General features: G+C 40.6%; 19 protein-coding genes. 4 read left to right on the top strand and 15 right to left on the bottom strand.

The genetic code is table 11. The annotated features are described in order from the left end of the window. Positions 1–54 precede the first annotated feature (54 nt). Positions 55–633 (top strand): N-acetyltransferase, encoded by a 579-nt coding sequence (locus DW917_RS04515; RefSeq protein ID WP_118116875.1) that lies wholly within the window; start codon positions 55–57, stop codon positions 631–633. A gap of 355 nt (positions 634–988) precedes the next feature. Here the strand turns inward: DW917_RS04515 and DW917_RS04510 are convergent, their stop codons facing one another. From DW917_RS04510 to DW917_RS04500, 3 genes are all read right to left on the bottom strand, one after another. After that, on the bottom strand, positions 989–2,413 hold the full coding sequence (locus DW917_RS04510) for a sodium:alanine symporter family protein (protein WP_118116873.1): 1,425 nt from the start codon (positions 2,411–2,413) through the stop codon (positions 989–991). A gap of 82 nt (positions 2,414–2,495) precedes the next feature. After that, complete coding sequence (locus DW917_RS04505; RefSeq protein ID WP_118116870.1) at positions 2,496–3,080, bottom strand: DUF4230 domain-containing protein; 585 nt, start codon at positions 3,078–3,080, stop codon at positions 2,496–2,498. A 142-nt stretch (positions 3,081–3,222) separates the two neighbouring features. Further along, the gene (locus DW917_RS04500) at positions 3,223–3,900 is read right to left on the bottom strand and encodes a DUF4230 domain-containing protein (protein WP_118116868.1); all 678 of its coding nucleotides are present in this window, start codon (positions 3,898–3,900) and stop codon (positions 3,223–3,225) included. A gap of 392 nt (positions 3,901–4,292) precedes the next feature. On the opposite strand from DW917_RS04500, the gene DW917_RS04495 reads away from it, so the two are divergent. Continuing rightward, positions 4,293–4,898 carry a DUF4738 domain-containing protein gene (locus DW917_RS04495; RefSeq protein WP_370453513.1) on the top strand — a complete coding sequence of 202 codons (606 nt, stop codon included), beginning with the start codon at positions 4,293–4,295 and terminating at the stop codon, positions 4,896–4,898. Between the two features lie 39 nt (positions 4,899–4,937). Here the strand turns inward: DW917_RS04495 and DW917_RS04490 are convergent, their stop codons facing one another. From DW917_RS04490 to DW917_RS04480, 3 genes are read right to left on the bottom strand one after another with little or no spacing between them, the layout of a single operon-like run. Further along, entirely contained in the window at positions 4,938–5,318 is a 381-nt protein-coding gene (locus DW917_RS04490) for a hypothetical protein (protein WP_118116866.1), read from the bottom strand. A 38-nt stretch (positions 5,319–5,356) separates the two neighbouring features. Next, positions 5,357–5,833: a 6,7-dimethyl-8-ribityllumazine synthase gene (gene ribH / locus DW917_RS04485; RefSeq protein ID WP_022111439.1), complete on the bottom strand. Its 477-nt coding sequence runs from the start codon at positions 5,831–5,833 to the stop codon at positions 5,357–5,359. Positions 5,834–5,835: 2 nt separating this feature from the next. Beyond that, positions 5,836–6,531 (bottom strand): tol-pal system YbgF family protein, encoded by a 696-nt coding sequence (locus tag DW917_RS04480; protein ID WP_118116864.1) that lies wholly within the window; start codon positions 6,529–6,531, stop codon positions 5,836–5,838. Positions 6,532–6,783: 252 nt separating this feature from the next. Here DW917_RS04480 and DW917_RS04475 point away from each other — a divergent pair, with 252 nt between their 5' ends. Together DW917_RS04475 and DW917_RS04470 are read left to right on the top strand one after the other, a co-directional pair. Further along, entirely contained in the window at positions 6,784–7,893 is a 1,110-nt protein-coding gene (locus DW917_RS04475; protein ID WP_118116862.1) for a DNA replication/repair protein RecF, read from the top strand. A gap of 116 nt (positions 7,894–8,009) precedes the next feature. Beyond that, complete coding sequence (locus DW917_RS04470) at positions 8,010–8,300, top strand: DUF721 domain-containing protein (protein WP_118116860.1); 291 nt, start codon at positions 8,010–8,012, stop codon at positions 8,298–8,300. On the opposite strand, the gene DW917_RS04465 is transcribed toward DW917_RS04470, so the two are convergent. From DW917_RS04465 to DW917_RS04425, 9 genes are all read right to left on the bottom strand, one after another. Next, the gene (locus DW917_RS04465) at positions 8,297–8,842 is read right to left on the bottom strand and encodes a 5-formyltetrahydrofolate cyclo-ligase (protein WP_118116858.1); all 546 of its coding nucleotides are present in this window, start codon (positions 8,840–8,842) and stop codon (positions 8,297–8,299) included. The two genes, DW917_RS04470 and DW917_RS04465, sit on opposite strands and share 4 nt — an antisense overlap. A 30-nt stretch (positions 8,843–8,872) precedes the next feature. Then, positions 8,873–10,546 (bottom strand): S41 family peptidase, encoded by a 1,674-nt coding sequence (locus DW917_RS04460; protein WP_118116916.1) that lies wholly within the window; start codon positions 10,544–10,546, stop codon positions 8,873–8,875. Between the two features lie 63 nt (positions 10,547–10,609). Further along, a complete protein-coding gene (locus tag DW917_RS04455; protein ID WP_118116855.1) occupies positions 10,610–11,068 on the bottom strand; it encodes a dCMP deaminase family protein in 459 nt (152 codons plus the stop codon). Between the two features lie 10 nt (positions 11,069–11,078). Then, complete coding sequence (locus tag DW917_RS04450) at positions 11,079–13,169, bottom strand: M3 family metallopeptidase (RefSeq protein ID WP_118116853.1); 2,091 nt, start codon at positions 13,167–13,169, stop codon at positions 11,079–11,081. A 116-nt stretch (positions 13,170–13,285) separates the two neighbouring features. Then, positions 13,286–13,960, bottom strand: a complete 675-nt coding sequence (locus tag DW917_RS04445; protein ID WP_118116851.1) for a Crp/Fnr family transcriptional regulator — start codon at positions 13,958–13,960, stop codon at positions 13,286–13,288. 47 nt (positions 13,961–14,007) lie between these two features. After that, entirely contained in the window at positions 14,008–15,024 is a 1,017-nt protein-coding gene (locus DW917_RS04440) for an FAD:protein FMN transferase (RefSeq protein WP_118116849.1), read from the bottom strand. 25 nt (positions 15,025–15,049) lie between these two features. Further along, on the bottom strand, positions 15,050–15,742 hold the full coding sequence (locus DW917_RS04435) for a DUF6048 family protein (protein WP_118116847.1): 693 nt from the start codon (positions 15,740–15,742) through the stop codon (positions 15,050–15,052). Further along, positions 15,696–16,178 carry a DUF6452 family protein gene (locus DW917_RS04430; protein ID WP_118116845.1) on the bottom strand — a complete coding sequence of 161 codons (483 nt, stop codon included), beginning with the start codon at positions 16,176–16,178 and terminating at the stop codon, positions 15,696–15,698. The genes DW917_RS04435 and DW917_RS04430 overlap by 47 nt, the downstream gene beginning before the upstream one ends. Further along, complete coding sequence (locus DW917_RS04425; RefSeq protein ID WP_118116842.1) at positions 16,166–17,137, bottom strand: glycosyltransferase; 972 nt, start codon at positions 17,135–17,137, stop codon at positions 16,166–16,168. The genes DW917_RS04430 and DW917_RS04425 overlap by 13 nt, the downstream gene beginning before the upstream one ends. Positions 17,138–17,141 lie beyond the last annotated feature (4 nt).

The following is a 17,141-nucleotide window of genomic DNA, read 5'->3' as shown; positions in this document are numbered from 1 at the left end:
TAACCAAGACAAAATTCGTTTGTCTTGGTTATTTTGCTTATCTTTGCAGGCATTATGAAGATAAAAATAGAAAATGCTACGCCTGACATGGCTTCTCATATTGCATCGCTTATCATGGAGGCGATGAATGCTGAGTGTTGTCAAAACTTTGCTGGACCTAAGCATACATTGGTTGACTTTCATCGTATGATGACCCGTTTGGTCGAGATGGAAGATAGCCAATATAGTTATCGTAATGTCTTGGCTGCCTATACCTCCAGTGGTATATTGGCTGGTATCTGTGTCGCTTATGATGGTGCAAAACTGCATCAGCTCCGTCGTCGATTCTATGAAGCTGCATTGGAAGCTTTTGGAATTGATTATACAGGCATGACAGATGAGACGGAAGATGGTGAGTTCTATATTGACAGTCTCGCTGTCTCCAGTAATTTCCGTGGAAAGGGCATTGCTTCTCAGTTGCTTCAGGCTACTATTGAGCGTGGGGCAGAACTTGGAATACCAACAGTCGGTTTGCTTGTCGATAAAGGTAATCCTAAAGCTGAGGCTCTCTATCAGCGTCTTGGTTTTGTTTATGTCAATGATTCCACATGGGGTGGACATCCGATGAGACATTTACAGTATAAGCAAAACTGATATCTGATATTTTGTTGCATAATGTCTTTGGCGTGAGATTCATCATGCTAACGCACTGTTGTGCAAAGAGTTGTGCAATCGTTTGCTCAAGTAAAAATGCAAAAAACTAATATAAATGCATCCAACTTATTACTTTTTGTCGTACCTTTGCAATCAGAAAAAGGTTTTAGGTTTTTCATATAGGTAAAGTATAGGTTATAGCTGAATTACTGTAGGTATTCAGTTTCTCAGTAGAAAGTAAGTTTTTAGGTTTAGGTTGAATAAAATTTTATTAGTTTTTGTTGATTTAGTAAAAAGAATTGTCCTGACTGCGTGATGTAGTCAGGACAATTTTGTTTATAAGGATGCAAGAACTTTATTTCTCTGGATGTTCTTCTTCCATCTGTGGTTGAATCTTTTCGATTTCTTCCAGTTCCTCTATCTCGTTTTCTTCCATATCCCTATCAAGTCTGTCTCTCCAGAGATACTTTCTGGTTTCGTGTACGATAATTCCGCTGAGGCATAGCAGGGATACCAGGTTTGGAATGGCCATGAGTGCATTCATGCAGTCTGCTATGTTCCACACGAGACCGAGGCTGATAACACTTCCTGCAAAGATACTTGCGATGTATAGCATTCGATAGCATAACATCCACTTTTTGCCCTTAAGATATTCCACGCAACGCTCTCCGTAATAGCTCCATCCCAATGTTGTACTGAAAGCAAAAGTCGCCAGTCCGAAAGTTAAAAGAGGGGCACCGATATAAGGGATTTTACTGAATGCGGCTTTGGTAAGTGCTGCACCATTATGATAGTCTATATCTGGATAGGCAATGATACTGGAGGTAATTACTAAACCTGTTAATGCACAGATGATGACAGTGTCCCAGAATGTACCGGTTGAAGATACCAATGCCTGGCGTACAGGATTGCGGGTTTGTGCAGCTGCAGCAACAATAGGGGCAGATCCCAAACCAGACTCATTAGAAAAAAGGCCACGTGCGATACCATAACGTGCAGCCATCATCAATGTGCTACCCGCAAAGCCGCCTCCTGCAGCTTTGGTAGTAAAGGCTGACTCCAGGATAACCTTGAGGGCAGGCAACAGATAGGCATGGTTGACAAAGAGAATGTATATGCATCCGATGACATAGAAGAGTGCCATGAAAGGGACTAACATACCGCATACATTTGAGATTGTCTTTACACCACCGAGAATTACGGCTGCACCAAGAATAGTAACGATGGCTCCCGTAATGTATGGTGATATTCCATATTGGTTTTCTACCAGAGAAGATATAGCATTAGCCTGTACGGTGCTTCCTATTCCAAAAGAAGCCAATGCAGCAAAGATTGCAAAAAGAATGGCTAACCATTTCCAGCCCAATCCTTTTTCTAATGCATACATAGGTCCACCCAGCATGCGTCCTCGTCTCGTTTTTACTCGATATTTTACTGCAAGTAATCCTTCTGCATATTTTGTGGATATACCAAATACACCTGTAAGCCAGCACCATAGTACAGCACCCGGACCACCCAGCGCAATGGCCGTGGCAACACCGATGATATTACCTGTTCCGATAGTAGCAGCAAGCGCTGTAGCCAGGGCACCAAACTGTGATACGTCTCCTGTTGCGTTCTTATCCTTCTTGAGGGAAAGCTTGATAGCTTTCAATATCTTACGTTGCGGAAAACGTAATCGGATAGTCAGGAATATATGGGTTCCTAACAGAAGGATAATCATAGGCCATCCCCAAAGGAATGAACTGAAAGCTAAGAAAAAATCGTTAATTGCATCCATAAGTCTCTCTTAATTTACCTTATTATTTTGTGTTTATATTTATGTAATTGAAGTTTTGGAAAGTGAATATTTGTTCTATCACTTATTTTTTATGTTCTTCTTCAAATCTTACCTTTACATTTGTAAATCCCATAGCCTTGAGCATCTTGTAGAATTGAATCCGAGCATTTTCTTCTGCTGTTGATATGTTTGTATTTGATAAGCATCGTATTCTCATTGCATTGTAAGCTCGCTCATAAAGTTTTTGCCTGTCTTTTCCTGTCCAGTCACCGGTTTCAAAAAAAGACTGGGTTCTTGCTTCGTCAATAAAATTATGATCCAGTAGTTTGATAGGAGGTAGTGTACAGACAATCGTATCTTTCTCTGTTTCTATCCAACCTTCCTTTACTTCTTTCATATCAATGCCAAGCCGAAGTGTACCATAATAGATACGTACTAACTTGTCGTCACCGAAGAAGCCATGCCTTGTTGTATCAATGAGTTCTTCGTCACTGATTGATAGAAATTCCCATTGCCCGATGTTCTCTATAGTGCGGATTTGTGTAGGAGACAGTTGTGTCTGCCCCACGTTTTCTCCTTCCACATGAGTATCTCTTGCCAACCAATATAGACTTCCACCTATTATAATGACAAGTACTAATATAATGATGAATTCTATTCGCTTCATTGTATATTGCCTTTTTATTATCTTTATTTCTTCAGGTTGATCTTTACCTAATTAATATCTTTATTATATGGCTACCCTCCGGCTTTTTTATCTGATTATTAGAACCTTCTCTTTAAATCAGATACTTTTATAACCTGTTCCTTTAGTTCGTCTTCTTTTCAATAGTCGAATAGTCCAGGATGGTCTTGAGATCGTCCAAAGAAAATTTCTTTCTAAAAGTTATCTTTATATTTTCTTCATTGAATCCCATTTCTATGAGCATAGGAATTAGAATGTTGGCAGCATTTTGTCTTGCTGTTTCAATGACTTCCATATTGGGAATGTCCTTGATGATTCCTTCCCGGCCCTGCTGTTCATATAGACTGAGTTCAGCATCGCTAAAGTTACGTCGAGTGAGAGAAACAAACTGCTTGACTCCTTCATGATCTATTTTGCTGCTTGTCAGCATGATTTTTGGGTCAGGCAATGTAATCTCTATTTTTTCTTCCTTTCTGTTGATGTTCTGTGCCCCAAAATCCTTGAAATCTATGTATGCTTTTAGTGTGGCATCCATCGGAATTGCAACTTTTCTGTTGGAACCTGGTACATTGATATTGAAATCTTTTTTGAATATAGAGCCTTTCAATTTCAGTTGGTCGTCATGAGTTACTATTTTATGGACATGTATTTCTGTCGTGTAAAGTCTGTTGCATTTTTGTATCTGCATTACCATCATAGGAATAGTATCAATGATAGTCTTCTTTTCCTCTGTTTTCTTTTCTGAGCAAGAGGAAAAGGTGTATATGATAGCAACTAATAATAAAAATAATAACTTTTTCATACGAATTGTCTTGTTTTGGATGCAAAGTTACATCAAAATGTTTGAAAAACCAAATTATTTCTTTTCTTTTGTTTCTTTTTAATAGTGATTCATTGATCATATGCATTTTTCCTTCAGAAAGATATCTTCTTGGAAGATTGTTTTTGTGTTGAAATATGTTAAAAACAAAGAAAAATCAATTTCGTATTAAACCTTTCTGCTTTCAAAGTGTCTATATAAACGATTAGAATTCATAAACTGAACTTTTATAATATCGTGTGAGAACAATAGGTTTTTAGTTAGTAAAAAGGTTAAGAAGCACTCTCTTGTGAAAGAGGGTGCTTTTTTTATTCTGTTTTTTTTGTCAATTGATAATTTTTTCTTAATTTTGCCACATAATCTATAAAAATGTAATGATGAATAGAATATTTCCTTTACTTTTGGCTGCATGTCTTGTCACAGGCTTCACATCTTGCAGTGAAAAGAAAAAGAGTGATGTTATCATCGCTCCAAAGCCTCAGGCTCCAAAGCCAAAGAAAACTCAGCAGATGAGTGGATATGAACAGGCTCGTGAGGTTGAATGGCTGGGTTCAACCTATAAAGTTATAGTTAAGCGTGAAGCAGACAATAGTTTGCCTTTAGCTGTCGGTGATGATAATACCAAATATTTTGATAATAAGATTACGGTTAGAATTCTGCGTAAAGATGGTACTGAATTTTTTAATCGTACCTTTCAGAAGACCGATTTTACGGGATATTTAGATAAAAATACCCAGCAAAATGGGGCATTGCTTGGTTTGGTCTATGTACAGGCTGAGGGTAACAACCTGGTTTTTGCAGGAAGTGTTGGATCTCCAGATGTAACAAGTGATGAGTATGTGCCTTTAGTAGTTAAGATCTCTCGCATGGGTGCTGTTTCCGTTGGTAAAGATACCAAATTGGATACAGGTAGTGATGAAGAAGATGATGATAATACTAATGAGCAACAAAAAACCTCATCCGATGAGGATGAGGTCTAATGCTTATGTGAATTGATTATCAATCTTGCAGAATAAAGACTACTTGAAAAGTTTTCGGTAGTCTTTTTCAAAACTTAGAGGGTGTCGGCCAAGGAAGAGTATATTGAGCAGACAATTGGCTGCTAATTCTTCATCATTGAGGCTAGCACCCTTTCCTTTTTTGATTTCTTTACCGAGGCAAGCATCCCAGGTTGTATTGAAACTGGTGTCATCTGCTCCCACAATCATATCCTTGCTATTTGGATCTTCCTTAAGTTCGTATCTGATGATTTTCTTTGAAACTACAGGCTGGATGTTGCAAAGCATGTTGAATGCTTTTTCAAATATATCACGATGCAGGTATGCATTTGGATACATTTCATTCACTGCAGGGAATAACTCTTCAAATTCGAATGATTGTAATAACTGATATAGTTTCATATACCTTATTATATATAGTGCGTTATTATTATATATAGTTAGAATTTTGCCATTTTTATAGCATCTATAGCACATTCGTCACCCTTGTTTCCAAGTTTACCTCCGCAGCGGTCTTGGGCCTGCTGCAGGTCATTTGTTGTTAACAGACCATAGATGACAGGGATTTCCTGTGTGGCATTTAAGCGAGCTATACCATAGGTAACTCCTTGACAGATATAGTCGAAATGTGGAGTTTCACCGCGTATTACGCATCCAAGAATGATGACTGCATCGTAACCACCGTTGAGTACCATCTGGTGAGCACCATAGATGAGTTCAAAACTGCCAGGAACAGTCTTTACATGAATGTTTTCAGAAAGAGCGCCATGCTTTTCCAAAGTCTTGACAGCTCCGTCAAGCAAGGCACCTGTTACCTCTGGGTTCCATTCTGCTACCACGATGCCAAAGCACATATTGCTTGCGTCTGGCACCTTGGTAAAGTCGTAGTCTGATAAATTATGAAGTGCTGTTGCCATAATTAGTTGGAAGCTCTTTCGATGTATTTATCAATCTCTGAACTCTGAACGAGCATAGAGTTTACATATTTTTTCTTGATGTCCTGGTAGATGCTCAAAGCGTCTGCCTTCTTTCCTTGACTTTCAAGGATTTCACCTGCTTTGATGAGGAAAGTAGGAGAGAGACTGTTGTTAGCACCGTCTTGTGCTTTGTCATCAGCCATGCTTGCAGCCTTCTTAAATGCTTCTACTGCCTTGTCGAGCTGGTTAAGATGTGCATAAGCATCACCTAAAGCAGCCTGAGCTGCAGGACTAATCATCTGATCGCCTTTAGAAGAGAATGCATCAAGGCTTTTCTGTGCTTCAGCCCACTTGCCAAGGTTTGCATAGCAAAGACCAGCATAGAGATTGGCCAGGTTTGCTGCTTTTGTACCGCTGTAGTCATTTGCAATTTTTGCAAAACCTACATAGCCAGCACCATCGCCATTGAGAGCCTGATCATACATCTCATTGTTGAAGTAAGTCTGACCTTTACCCAACATAGTGCTTGCTTTGTCCTCACGTGGACCAGCAATCTGATTGTTGTAAACGAAAATACCTGCAATAATTACAATGATAGCAACTATTGCGCCGAGAATCAACTTCTTGTTCTTCAAGAAGAAGGCCTCATGAATGTTAAGGCTCTCGCTTTCTGGAGCCTGTACGTTGTTGTTTGCCATTTTTTTATTTTGTTTTTTTATTATTCGAAGTCCGCTGGATAAACGCATCATCCTTATAATCCTTTAGTAAAAGGAAAGTAATCATTTATATAAATGAATGCTCATCACCCTTTAAGTCTTTTTATGAATCGATTGCGCCTAATTTTTTGCAAAAATACGCAATTTTATTTATATATTGAAATTTCTAGCGTACTTTTTTCGTTTTTTGCGGTTTTTCTGCTATCTTTGCAGTCCAAAAGCTATAAAGAGCCTATGATTTTAGAGAATATTTCCATCATAAACTATAAGAACATAAAGGGAGTGAACTTGGATTTGTCCCCAAAGATTAATTGTCTTATCGGCCATAACGGTGTAGGTAAGACTAATTTTTTGGATGCTATATATTACCTCTCTTTTTGTCGCAGTGCCAATAATCCTATTGACTCTCAGATTATCATGCATGATGAGAATTTCTTTATGCTTGAAGGTAACTATCGCACAGAACAGGGTGATATAGAGAATATCTATTGTGGTATGAAGCGTGGTACGAAGAAACATTTCAAGCGCAATAAGAAGGAGTATAAGCGATTGTCTCAGCATATCGGTTTGGTTCCCTTGATTTATGTTTCTCCTTCTGATTCTTCCCTTATAGAAGGGGGAAGTGAGGAGCGCCGTCGCCTGATGGATGTTGTCATTTCTCAATATGACCATTCTTATATAGAATTGTTGTCTAATTATAATAAGGCACTCCAGCAGCGTAATGCTCTTTTGAAGATGGAGGAGGAGCCTGATTCGTCCTTGCTTGATATATGGGAACAGGAGATGGCTCGTAATGGTGAGTTGCTCTTTCAGAAACGTCTTGCTTTTGTTGATGAATTGGTTCCTGTTTTTCAGCAGATTTATCAGCAAATTTCTGGCCAGCGGGAAATAGTTAGCCTTCGCTATATCTCTCATTGTCAGCGTGGGCCGCTACTGGATGTTATCCAGCGTGATAGATTCAAGGATCGGGCTGTTGGTTATTCTCTTCATGGTGTACATCGTGATGATCTTGAGATGCTTATTGGTGATTTCCAGATGAAACGGGAAGGTAGTCAAGGCCAGAATAAAACTTTTGTGCTTGCATTGAAACTTGCTCAATTTGATTTCTTGCGCCGCACTTCTTCTACAACGACACCTTTGTTGTTGTTAGACGATATCTTTGACAAATTGGATGCGCAGAGAGTAGAATCTATTGTCCAACTTGTTTCTGGTGATAACTTCGGACAGATATTCATTACTGATACGAATCGTGATCATTTGGATAAAATCCTATCTAAAAGCGATGGTGAATATAAGATATTTACTGTTGAAGGTGGAGATATAGAGCTGATGAATAATAGTTGAGAAAGACTCTTTCTCTCTGGGGTTAAGTCTATTTCGCTGTTGCAAAGTCCTTGCTTCTGTTGGCTTGGGACTAATGCTCTATTTGATTCACATTAATTATTAAAATCATTTATATCATGTTTAGAAGAAAAGTACAATCCATACAGACCTTATTGCCAGACTTTCTGCGGCGTCAGGGTTTAGAGTCACCTCTGCGTCAAAGGAGACTTTTAACTTCTTGGGATGAAGTGGTAGGGGAGCCTATTGCCCGATATACCAGTGAGCGTTTTATCAAGAACCAGACTCTGTACGTAAAGGTTCATAATCCAGCCTTGCGTGCAGACCTGTCTATGGGGCGTAGTCTTTTGGTGAAACGCCTGAACGAACGTGCCGGTGCACAGGTCATTGTTGATATTAAATTCTATTAGATATCAGTAATGATTTCATCCATGATTTTATCGTGTTTTTCATAAGGAATTAAAGATTCTTTCTGAAAACTATAGCAGACTCCGATTTTATAGATGGATGGAACCCTTTCTAAGAATCGGTCGTAATATCCTTTGCCTCTGCCCAGTCGGTGTCCTTTGTCATCAAAACTCATACCAGGAATGATTCCTACTTCGATCTCTCCGTATCTTTTTTCTGAAAATAGAGTTCCGCTTGGCTCTAAGATATGAAAATTACCTTCCTTCAGATCCTTTTTCCCTGTATATTCTCTTAAGATCATATTTTCTCCGTCTGTAACTACAGGGAGCAGGACTTTCTTCCCTTCGGCTACGAGTTCATCTATCCATTCATGTGTATTTACTTCATCTGGTAAAGAATAGTACAGAAGAATGGTTTGTGCTTTTCTTAGATGGGGATTTTTCTTTAGTTGCATAATAATAGAGAGCGACAGCTCTCCCAGTTGTGCTTGGGTAAACTGTCGCTTCCTATTTCGTATCTCTGTTCTGAGTTCTTGCTTATTCATGCTAATAACGGTTCTTATGATAGCAATGTCTTATTTCTTTTTTCGATTATCTTTTTTTGATAACTTTTTCTGTTTCCCAGCCACTGGCTTTTTAGGGAATGCCGCATGGTTTTCGAATACTTCCAGTGTTTTCTTGATGACAGGATCATCCTGATTGATGTATTGAGACCAGGCCTGCTCGTTCAGCATATTGTAAATGATGCGTCCATTGAGCACACGCTCTAAAAGTTTGTGCGACTTTCTTATCAGCAGATTGCGACGTTGTAGTCCATGCTTGTCTGCATAAGTAGCGAACTTGTCAACCATGTCTTGTTTAGAAAGATAATCTGAAAGTTCCATCATCTCCTTAAAGTTATTCAGCTTAGGACGATTATTGTCCGTATAGATGAATGCGTATTGAAGGATCAGTCCACTCATGCTGGCTTCTTTGAAATATGAGGTCATGCCCAGCGTATCTTCTGGTACGAAGATGTCTGGTGTGATACCACCACCGCCATATACCACTCTGCCCAATCCTGTATGGTAGGCAGGTCCTGTGTGCTTGATGCTGTCTTTTGAGAAGAACTCACCATGCTGATAGCGATCCAGTAAGTCTTGCTCATAATCTTTATCATCACCCATGCTATATGGCTTCTGTATGCAACGTCCTGAAGGGGTGTAGTATCTTGCGATAGTCAGTCGGATGAGACTGTGGTCTGGGAATTCCAACTGTTGCTGTACCAGACCTTTTCCAAAAGAGCGGCGACCGATGATTGTCGCGCGGTCGTTGTCCTGCATGGCACCCGCAAAGATTTCTGCAGATGAAGCTGAACCTTCATTAATCAGTACTACCAACGGTATATTCTGATAGGAACCTTTTCCATCGCTGCGATATTCCTGACGTGGTGACTTGCGTCCCTGTGTATAGACGATCAGTTTCTTGTCAGACAGAAATTCATTAGCCATGTTTACAGCTGCAGAAAGATAACCGCCGGAGTTGTCTCGTAAGTCAATGCAAAGATTTTTGAAGCCTTCCTGTGACAACTTAGCTAAAGCGATCAGCATCTCAGGGTAGGTATTCTCACCGAAATTCTTAATGCGAATATATCCAGTAGTGTTATCCAACATATATGCAGCGGTGACGCTCTTGGTTGGAATCTCACCACGGGTTACAGTATAAGTTTGTACCTTATTACTGCCGTAACGCACAATACCAATCTTGACTTTCGTGTCTTTTGGACCTTTCAGACGGTGCATCGCTTCCTGATTGGTGACTATTTTGCCCACAAAAGGTTTGCCATCTACTGCTACGATTTTATCACCAGCCAGCAGACCGGCTTTTTCTGCAGGTCCGTTTTGGATGACATTCTGAATATGGATGGTGTCGTCTCTGATGACAAATTCTACACCTACTCCGGAGAATGAACCTTTGAGGTCGTCTGTTGCAGCAGCCGCATCTTTTGCGCTTATATAGACAGAGTGTGGGTCTAATTCTGCCAAGATTAATGGAATAGCCTCATCTACCAACGAGTCGATATTGACAGCATCAACATATTGGTCATCTATAATGTGCAGCAGATTGTTGAGTCGGTTGCTTCCACTATTGATGATGTTGAGTCGGTTGCCAGAGAAGTGGTTGGAGAAAAAAGAGCCAAGAAATATGCCCACCACGACACAAGCGGCCATGATGATTGGCATAAATCGATTGTTCTTGTTTTTATTCATATTCATGTTTTATACTAACGTTATTTCTACTATTTGCTCTTGTCTGCATTCAGTACGAGAAGCTTATTCCTTTGCTTCTGCTTGAGCATTTTGTTTGTCTATATCCAGAAATTCAACCTTTATTCCAGCTCTTTCCATGAGTTGGATTCCATCATTGAGTCTGTATTTTTCTGCATATACTACGCGCTTGATTCCTGCTTGAATGATGAGCTTGGCACATTCTATGCAGGGAGAAGCGGTAACGTAGAGTGTACTGCCGTCGCTATTATTGCTACTTCTTGCCAATTTGGTGATGGCATTAGCTTCTGCATGGAGAACATACGGCTTGGTAATATCATTTTCTTCGCAGATATTTTCAAAGCCGCTTGGAGTACCATTGTATCCGTCACTGATAATCATTTTGTCTTTGACTACCAGTGCACCTACCTGTCTGCGCTTGCAATAACTGTTTTCCGCCCAAATGCGTGCCATTCTTAAATATCGCAAATCCAGTTTTGTTTGCTTGGATAGTTCGTTCTCCATAATTTTTTAATTAACATTCTACATTTTTCTTTATTTCATTTCTCTCAAGCAGGGCATCTATCGTTGGCTCTTGACCACGGAATCGTTTATACAGCGTCATTGGATGCTCGGTTCCACCTTTAGACAGAATATTGTCTCTGAAACTTTTTGCTGTAGCTTGATCAAAGATGCCGTTTTTCTTGAAAACGCTGAATGCATCTGCGTCCAGTACTTCTGCCCATTTATAGCTATAGTATCCTGCCGCATATCCACCAGCCATGATATGGGAGAAGGTTACAGTCATACAGGTATCTGGTAACTGAGGCAGAATCATGGCCTTTTCCCATGCTTTCTTTTCGAATAGGATGATGTCGTCTGTGAAAGCATCTTTTTGGGTGTAATATGCCATATCAAGAAGTCCAAAACTTACCTGTCTCAAGCATGCATAAGCCGTCATGAAGTTGCGGCTTTTAACGATGCGCTCTATCAGTTCGTCAGGTAAAGGTTCGCCTGTTTCATAATGGAAGGCAAAGGTGCGGAGGAAATCTTTTTCTATGGCATAGTTCTCCATGAATTGGGATGGTAATTCTACGAAGTCCCACCAAACGTTCGTACCTGAAAGGCTTTCAAAACGGGTGTTAGCAAACATACCATGTAAGCTATGACCAAATTCGTGTAGGAAGGTCTCTACTTCTCCTAATGTCAGAAGCGCAGGCTTTTCCTCTGTTGGCTTGGTGAAATTAGTCACTACGCTGACATGAGGTCTTACATTCTTGCCTTTATGGTCTATCCATTGACCTTGGAATTCCGTCATCCATGCCCCTCCTTGTTTACCCTTTCGTGGGAAGAAGTCTGCATAGAATACAGCGAGATAACTGCCGTCTTTATCGAATACCTCGTATGCTTTTACGTCTGGGTGATATACCTGTATTTCCTTGTTTTCTTTGAAGGATATTCCATACAACTTGTTTGCGAGACCGAATACTCCCTCTATCACTTTGTCCAACTGGAAATATGGTCGTAGCATTTCTGCATCCAGATTGAATTTCTTCATCTGTAGTTTATGTGAATAGAAACTGAAGTCCCATGGCTGCATATCGAAATCCTTACCTTCTATTTCCTTTGCCAGTTCTTCGATTTCCTTGACCTCCTTGATAGCAGTTGGCTTATAGGCATCAATGAGATCATTCAGAAGTTTATAGACATTTTTTACATTGCTTGCCATGCGATGCTTGAGTACATAGTCTGCATAGGTGGTGAAACCTAACAGCTGAGCCAGTTCGCGGCGAAGGTTGATGAGGCGCTTGCAGATTTCCAGATTATTGGAGTCGTTGTCATGGGTACACTCTGTATTTCGTGCCATATACATTTCCTTTCGCAACTTTCGCTGTGTAGAGTAAGTCATGAACGGAGAGTAGCTTGGATAATCTAATGTAAATATCCATCCCTCTTTTTCTTGCTCTTTGGCATTCTGGGCGGCAGCTGCTATTGCTGTATTTGGAAGACCGTCTAACAGGGCCTCGTCTGTTATATGCAGTGTATATGCTTTGTTCTCCTTCAATACATTTTGGGAAAACTGAAGAGTAAGCATACTGGCTTCTTCTGTCAGTTTGCGGAGCTTTTCCTTTCCTTCTTCATCGAGCAAGGCACCACTCCTTACAAAACCGTCATAACTGGTATCGAGCAGCATCTGTTCTTCTGCAGTCAACTCTCGATTAGGATGATCATGTACAAACTTGATTCTTTCAAATAACTTCTTGTTCAGAGTGATGTCATTGGCATGCTTGGTGAGGATAGGACTTAACTTCTGTGCCAAAGCTTCCATTTCGTCACAGGTTTCTGCACTCATCATGCAGGAAAAAACGTTGGAAACTCGACTCAGAAGGTCGTAATAATGTTCTCCCTTTTCTGTATCTACACGCGCAATGGTATTCTCGAAGGTAGGCTCTGCGGGGTCGTTGATAAGCTTGTCTGTAGCTTCATCATCACGACGGATTCCCTCCATGAAAGCCTCTTCGTAATCTTCAAGTTTTATACGATGGAATGGCACCGTATTGTGCGGTGTGTTATAAGATTCAAAAAATGGATTTATTCTCTTTTCTATATTTTTATCATCAAGCATACTAACTTTATTTTTGTTTTAGGTGCAAAGTTAGCAAAAAAAGATGTGATTCTCTTATCTGTAATTGAGAATTTAACTAATATTACACTCTTATTTGGCAAATCATCATTTTTTTCTTATCTACTTAACAGTTTCTCAAGGGCTGGGATAAAAATCCTTTCTCTTTGTAAGTGTAATAATCCTTCTGCTTCCAGATTGTTCAGAGCCTTAGAAATGTCAAGTCTGCTGTCGTTGAGTTCCTTTGCCATTCGGGTCATCTTGATGTGGAATATTTTCTCTCCACCCGGACGGACACATCGGGCTTCAAAAAAGCGGATGATGAGTTCTTCTATGTTTTTGGGTGGCACACGTAGGGCTCTTCTGCTGATCTTTTGAGTCTGCGCAGAAAATAAATTCAGTAAGTTGATACGGAAAATCTCAAACAATTCGGAAAGTTTCAGTATCTCCTGCTTTTCGAGTCGCATGATACTGCAATCGGTTTTTGCAATATACGTATGGGTAAATCTTTGGTTGAGTCCGAAGATTCTCTCGGGTTGGAATATTTCGGGAGCAGATATGTCTTCTTCGATATTGTAGCCATGGTCGTCTGCGTCTGTGATGACTTTGATTTCTCCTGTGAGAAGAAAGAAGAGTGATAGGCATCGTTCTCCGTCTTTTACGATAGTTTCTCCTTCTGGTACTTTTAAAAAGTCAAAGCGGGTTTTCCCCGCTGCCTCGTGCAAGTCGCTACGGCTCATGCCGAGGAAGAGGGGAAGGGAGAGTAATATGTCGAATAATCTATTTTCTGCCATACCGTTTTGTTAGTTTTATTTTAACTTCCTTTGATGGAGATTTCTGGCTATTCTGCTAAAATCTTTTTCATGGATGGAGAATACCATACTCGGTTTTTCCCTTGGGCATCAGAATAAATCAGGTATGCGAGTAGTTCGGGATGCTGTTCAAGAATTTTCTTCGTTCCATCCATGCCCAGTACCATGAAGGAAGTGGCAAATGCATCTGCTGTTGCACAATTGTTGGCAATTACTGTGGCAGAGAGGATATTGTGTTGCACAGGATAACCCGTTTTGGGGTCGATAGTATGTGCATATTTCTTGCCGTTTTTGTAATAGAAATTACGATAGTTTCCACTCGTTGCCATGGCTTTGTCTGTGACGTTGAGTACGGTCTGCAGTTCTGTATTCGTATTGAGTGAATCATCCGTTGGCTTATTTACTCCAATGCGCCAAGGTACTCTTTTTTCACTATTGCCGCAGGTTACTACTTCGCCTCCGATTTCAACCATAAAGTTTTCAATGCCTTTCTTCTTAAGCAAGCGAGCTACAACATCACTTCCGTAACCTTTTGCGATAGCTGAACAGTCCAACATTGTATTGGGATTCTGTTTCTTGATATAATCATTTACCAGACTCACTTTTTCGAATCCTACTATGGCTCTGAGGCTATCTATAGTCTCCTTACTTGGTGCCTTTCCCTGCTTGAATCCGAATCCCCAGGTGTTGACCATTGGTGCTACGGTAATGTCAAATGCCCCATTGGTCTCTTTGGATATTTTTTCTGCAAGTAGGAAGACTTCCTTAAACATTTCGTCAACCTTTATGTTCTCGTTGCGATTGATTTTGGAAATGATAGACCCTTTGTTAAATGGTGAAAGCGATTGATCTACTTTCTGTAGTTCTTCCTCAATTTCTTTCTGGTAGTTTTCGTCACTCTGATAAGTGATGTGGTATATGGTTCCGAAGATGAAACCCTCGTCATGCTGATAAGGGGTAACGTGTTGCTGGCGTATGATGAAGATGGTACCGATGACCAGTATTGCCAGAAAAGGAAGTTGCCATATCAATTTCTTCTTGTTCATATCTTATGAATTTGTTAGAGATTTTTTAAAACTCGTATGCTATGTTGAATGTACCTCCAAAACGAGAGTTTCCCTGTTTTCCAAATCCAGGAACGTACCATGCATTTCCCAGTTCTCCATCGTTGTGGGCGATGCGGCGTTTGTATCTTACGCTCCAACCCATTCTGATAGGTCCCCAAATCTTGGCATCTACACCAAAAAGAATTTCCATCCAGTGATAGTTGCAGGATATATCTTTGGCTTCGTATGGAGAGGTCGTGCCCCAGATGGGATCTGTAATCTCAGGACCTGTCAGGTCGTATTTGTAGGAAGTGAAAGCGTATCTCAGACCACCATAGAGACGGTAGATGTCATGCTTGTTCTTCATCAGGTTCCAGTCCAGACCGATGCGACCATAGGGTGCACTTGTCTTATAGTGCAGATTGGTTCCTTCGTCCTTGGCATCTGCTTTTCCTAAACCTAATTCAACGACAGGGAAGTACTTGTCTTTCAGGTTGATGCGCAGGGCTGCTTCATACTGCCCATAATCTCCAAGCAGCATCTGTCCTGCTCCAAAAGCATCAACACTTATAGCCATGCCTCTTAATAAAGGTATGGTATCAGCCTGAGCAATCACTTTCTTTACCTTTGATTGTGCAAAGGTTGGGGTACTGGTGAAAAGTAATAGAATGCTAATCGCGAGTGCCGAAATATATGAGGAAATGAGATTTCGTTGCATCAAAATTTACGTCTTTATGGTTGATGACTACTGAATCTATCAAGTGGTGAGTCGTCGTAACTCCCGTAATCGTATGGAAGTAGGACGGACTGCAATCGATTGATTCGAAATGTGGATGATTGTCTTTTGATACGATGAGGGTATCTTTGAACACGCGCTCTTGGGCATCTTGAATCTCGAAATAGAGCGTGTCTGCTGCATTCGTGTAACTCATTGGCAGCATGAAGCTATCAACATTCTCATCCTTATTGATGAGAATGCTGTCTTCACCATCTTGTTTGTTTGTTGAGATGGTCATGTATGAACCTGTGAGTTGAGTTACGTTTCCGTCCAGTTTGTATTTGGTATATACCGTGTTGTTAAGTGGACAGTCGAGCGTGGAACAACTCACCATCGTTGCGATGGCGAACAGGATGATAGGGATTATTTTCCGCATCTTATCTCTTTTTCTATTTGATAGTCATTACGATTTGGATTCTGGCGGCTGATAAGGTCGCCTAAAAAGCCAGCAAGGAACAGTTGGCTTCCTAACAACATGGCTGTCAGGGCAATGAAGAAATATGGGGAATCTGTGATGAGATGTCCATATACTCCCTGGTGGAGTTCTATCATCTTATCAATTCCCAATCCTATGAGGGAAAGGAAAGCTATGAAGAATACCACACTGCCCAAGAAACCGAATACGTGCATTGGCTTCTTGCCGAAGTTACTCAGGAACCAAAGTGTCATCAGGTCCAGATAACCGTTGACAAAGCGGTTCCAGCCCATGAATTTGGATGTACCAAATTTGCGTGCTTGGTGATGTACAGGTTTTTCTCCGATTTTATCAAAACCTGCGTTCTTTGCCAGATATGGGATGTATCTGTGCATTTCTCCGTAAACCTCTATGTTCTTGATGACGTCTTTACGGTAAGCTTTCAGTCCGCAGTTGAAGTCATGCAGGTTGTGAATACCACTCACTTTGCGTGCTGTGGCATTGAAGAGTTTTGTAGGGATCGTCTTAGAGAGTGGATCTCCCTGTTTGCGGTTCTGCTTGTATCCGGAAACCAGATCGTACCCCTCTTTTGTGATCATATGATAAAGTGCAGGAATCTCATCTGGAGAATCCTGTAAGTCTGCATCCATAGTAATAACTACATCGCCTTGAGCTTCTTTGAATCCGCAGAATAGGGCAGGACTTTTTCCATAGTTACGGCGGAATTTGATGCCCTTCACGTTCGCTGATTTTTCTGCAAGTTCTTCGATGACCTCCCAGGAATGGTCGGTAGAACCATCGTTGACGAATATAACCTCAAAGCTAAAGTCGTTGGCTTTCATTACGCGTTCTATCCACGCATAAAGTTCTGGCAAAGATTCTTCCTCATTGAATAGAGGTACAACAACTGTTATGTCCATTTTT

Origin of the sequence: Prevotella sp. AM42-24, from assembly GCF_003461825.1 — a bacterium.
Taxonomy (GTDB): domain Bacteria; phylum Bacteroidota; class Bacteroidia; order Bacteroidales; family Bacteroidaceae; genus Prevotella; species Prevotella hominis.
Note: the sequence above shows the minus strand (reverse complement) of the source record. Positions and strands in the feature narration are given on the sequence as shown.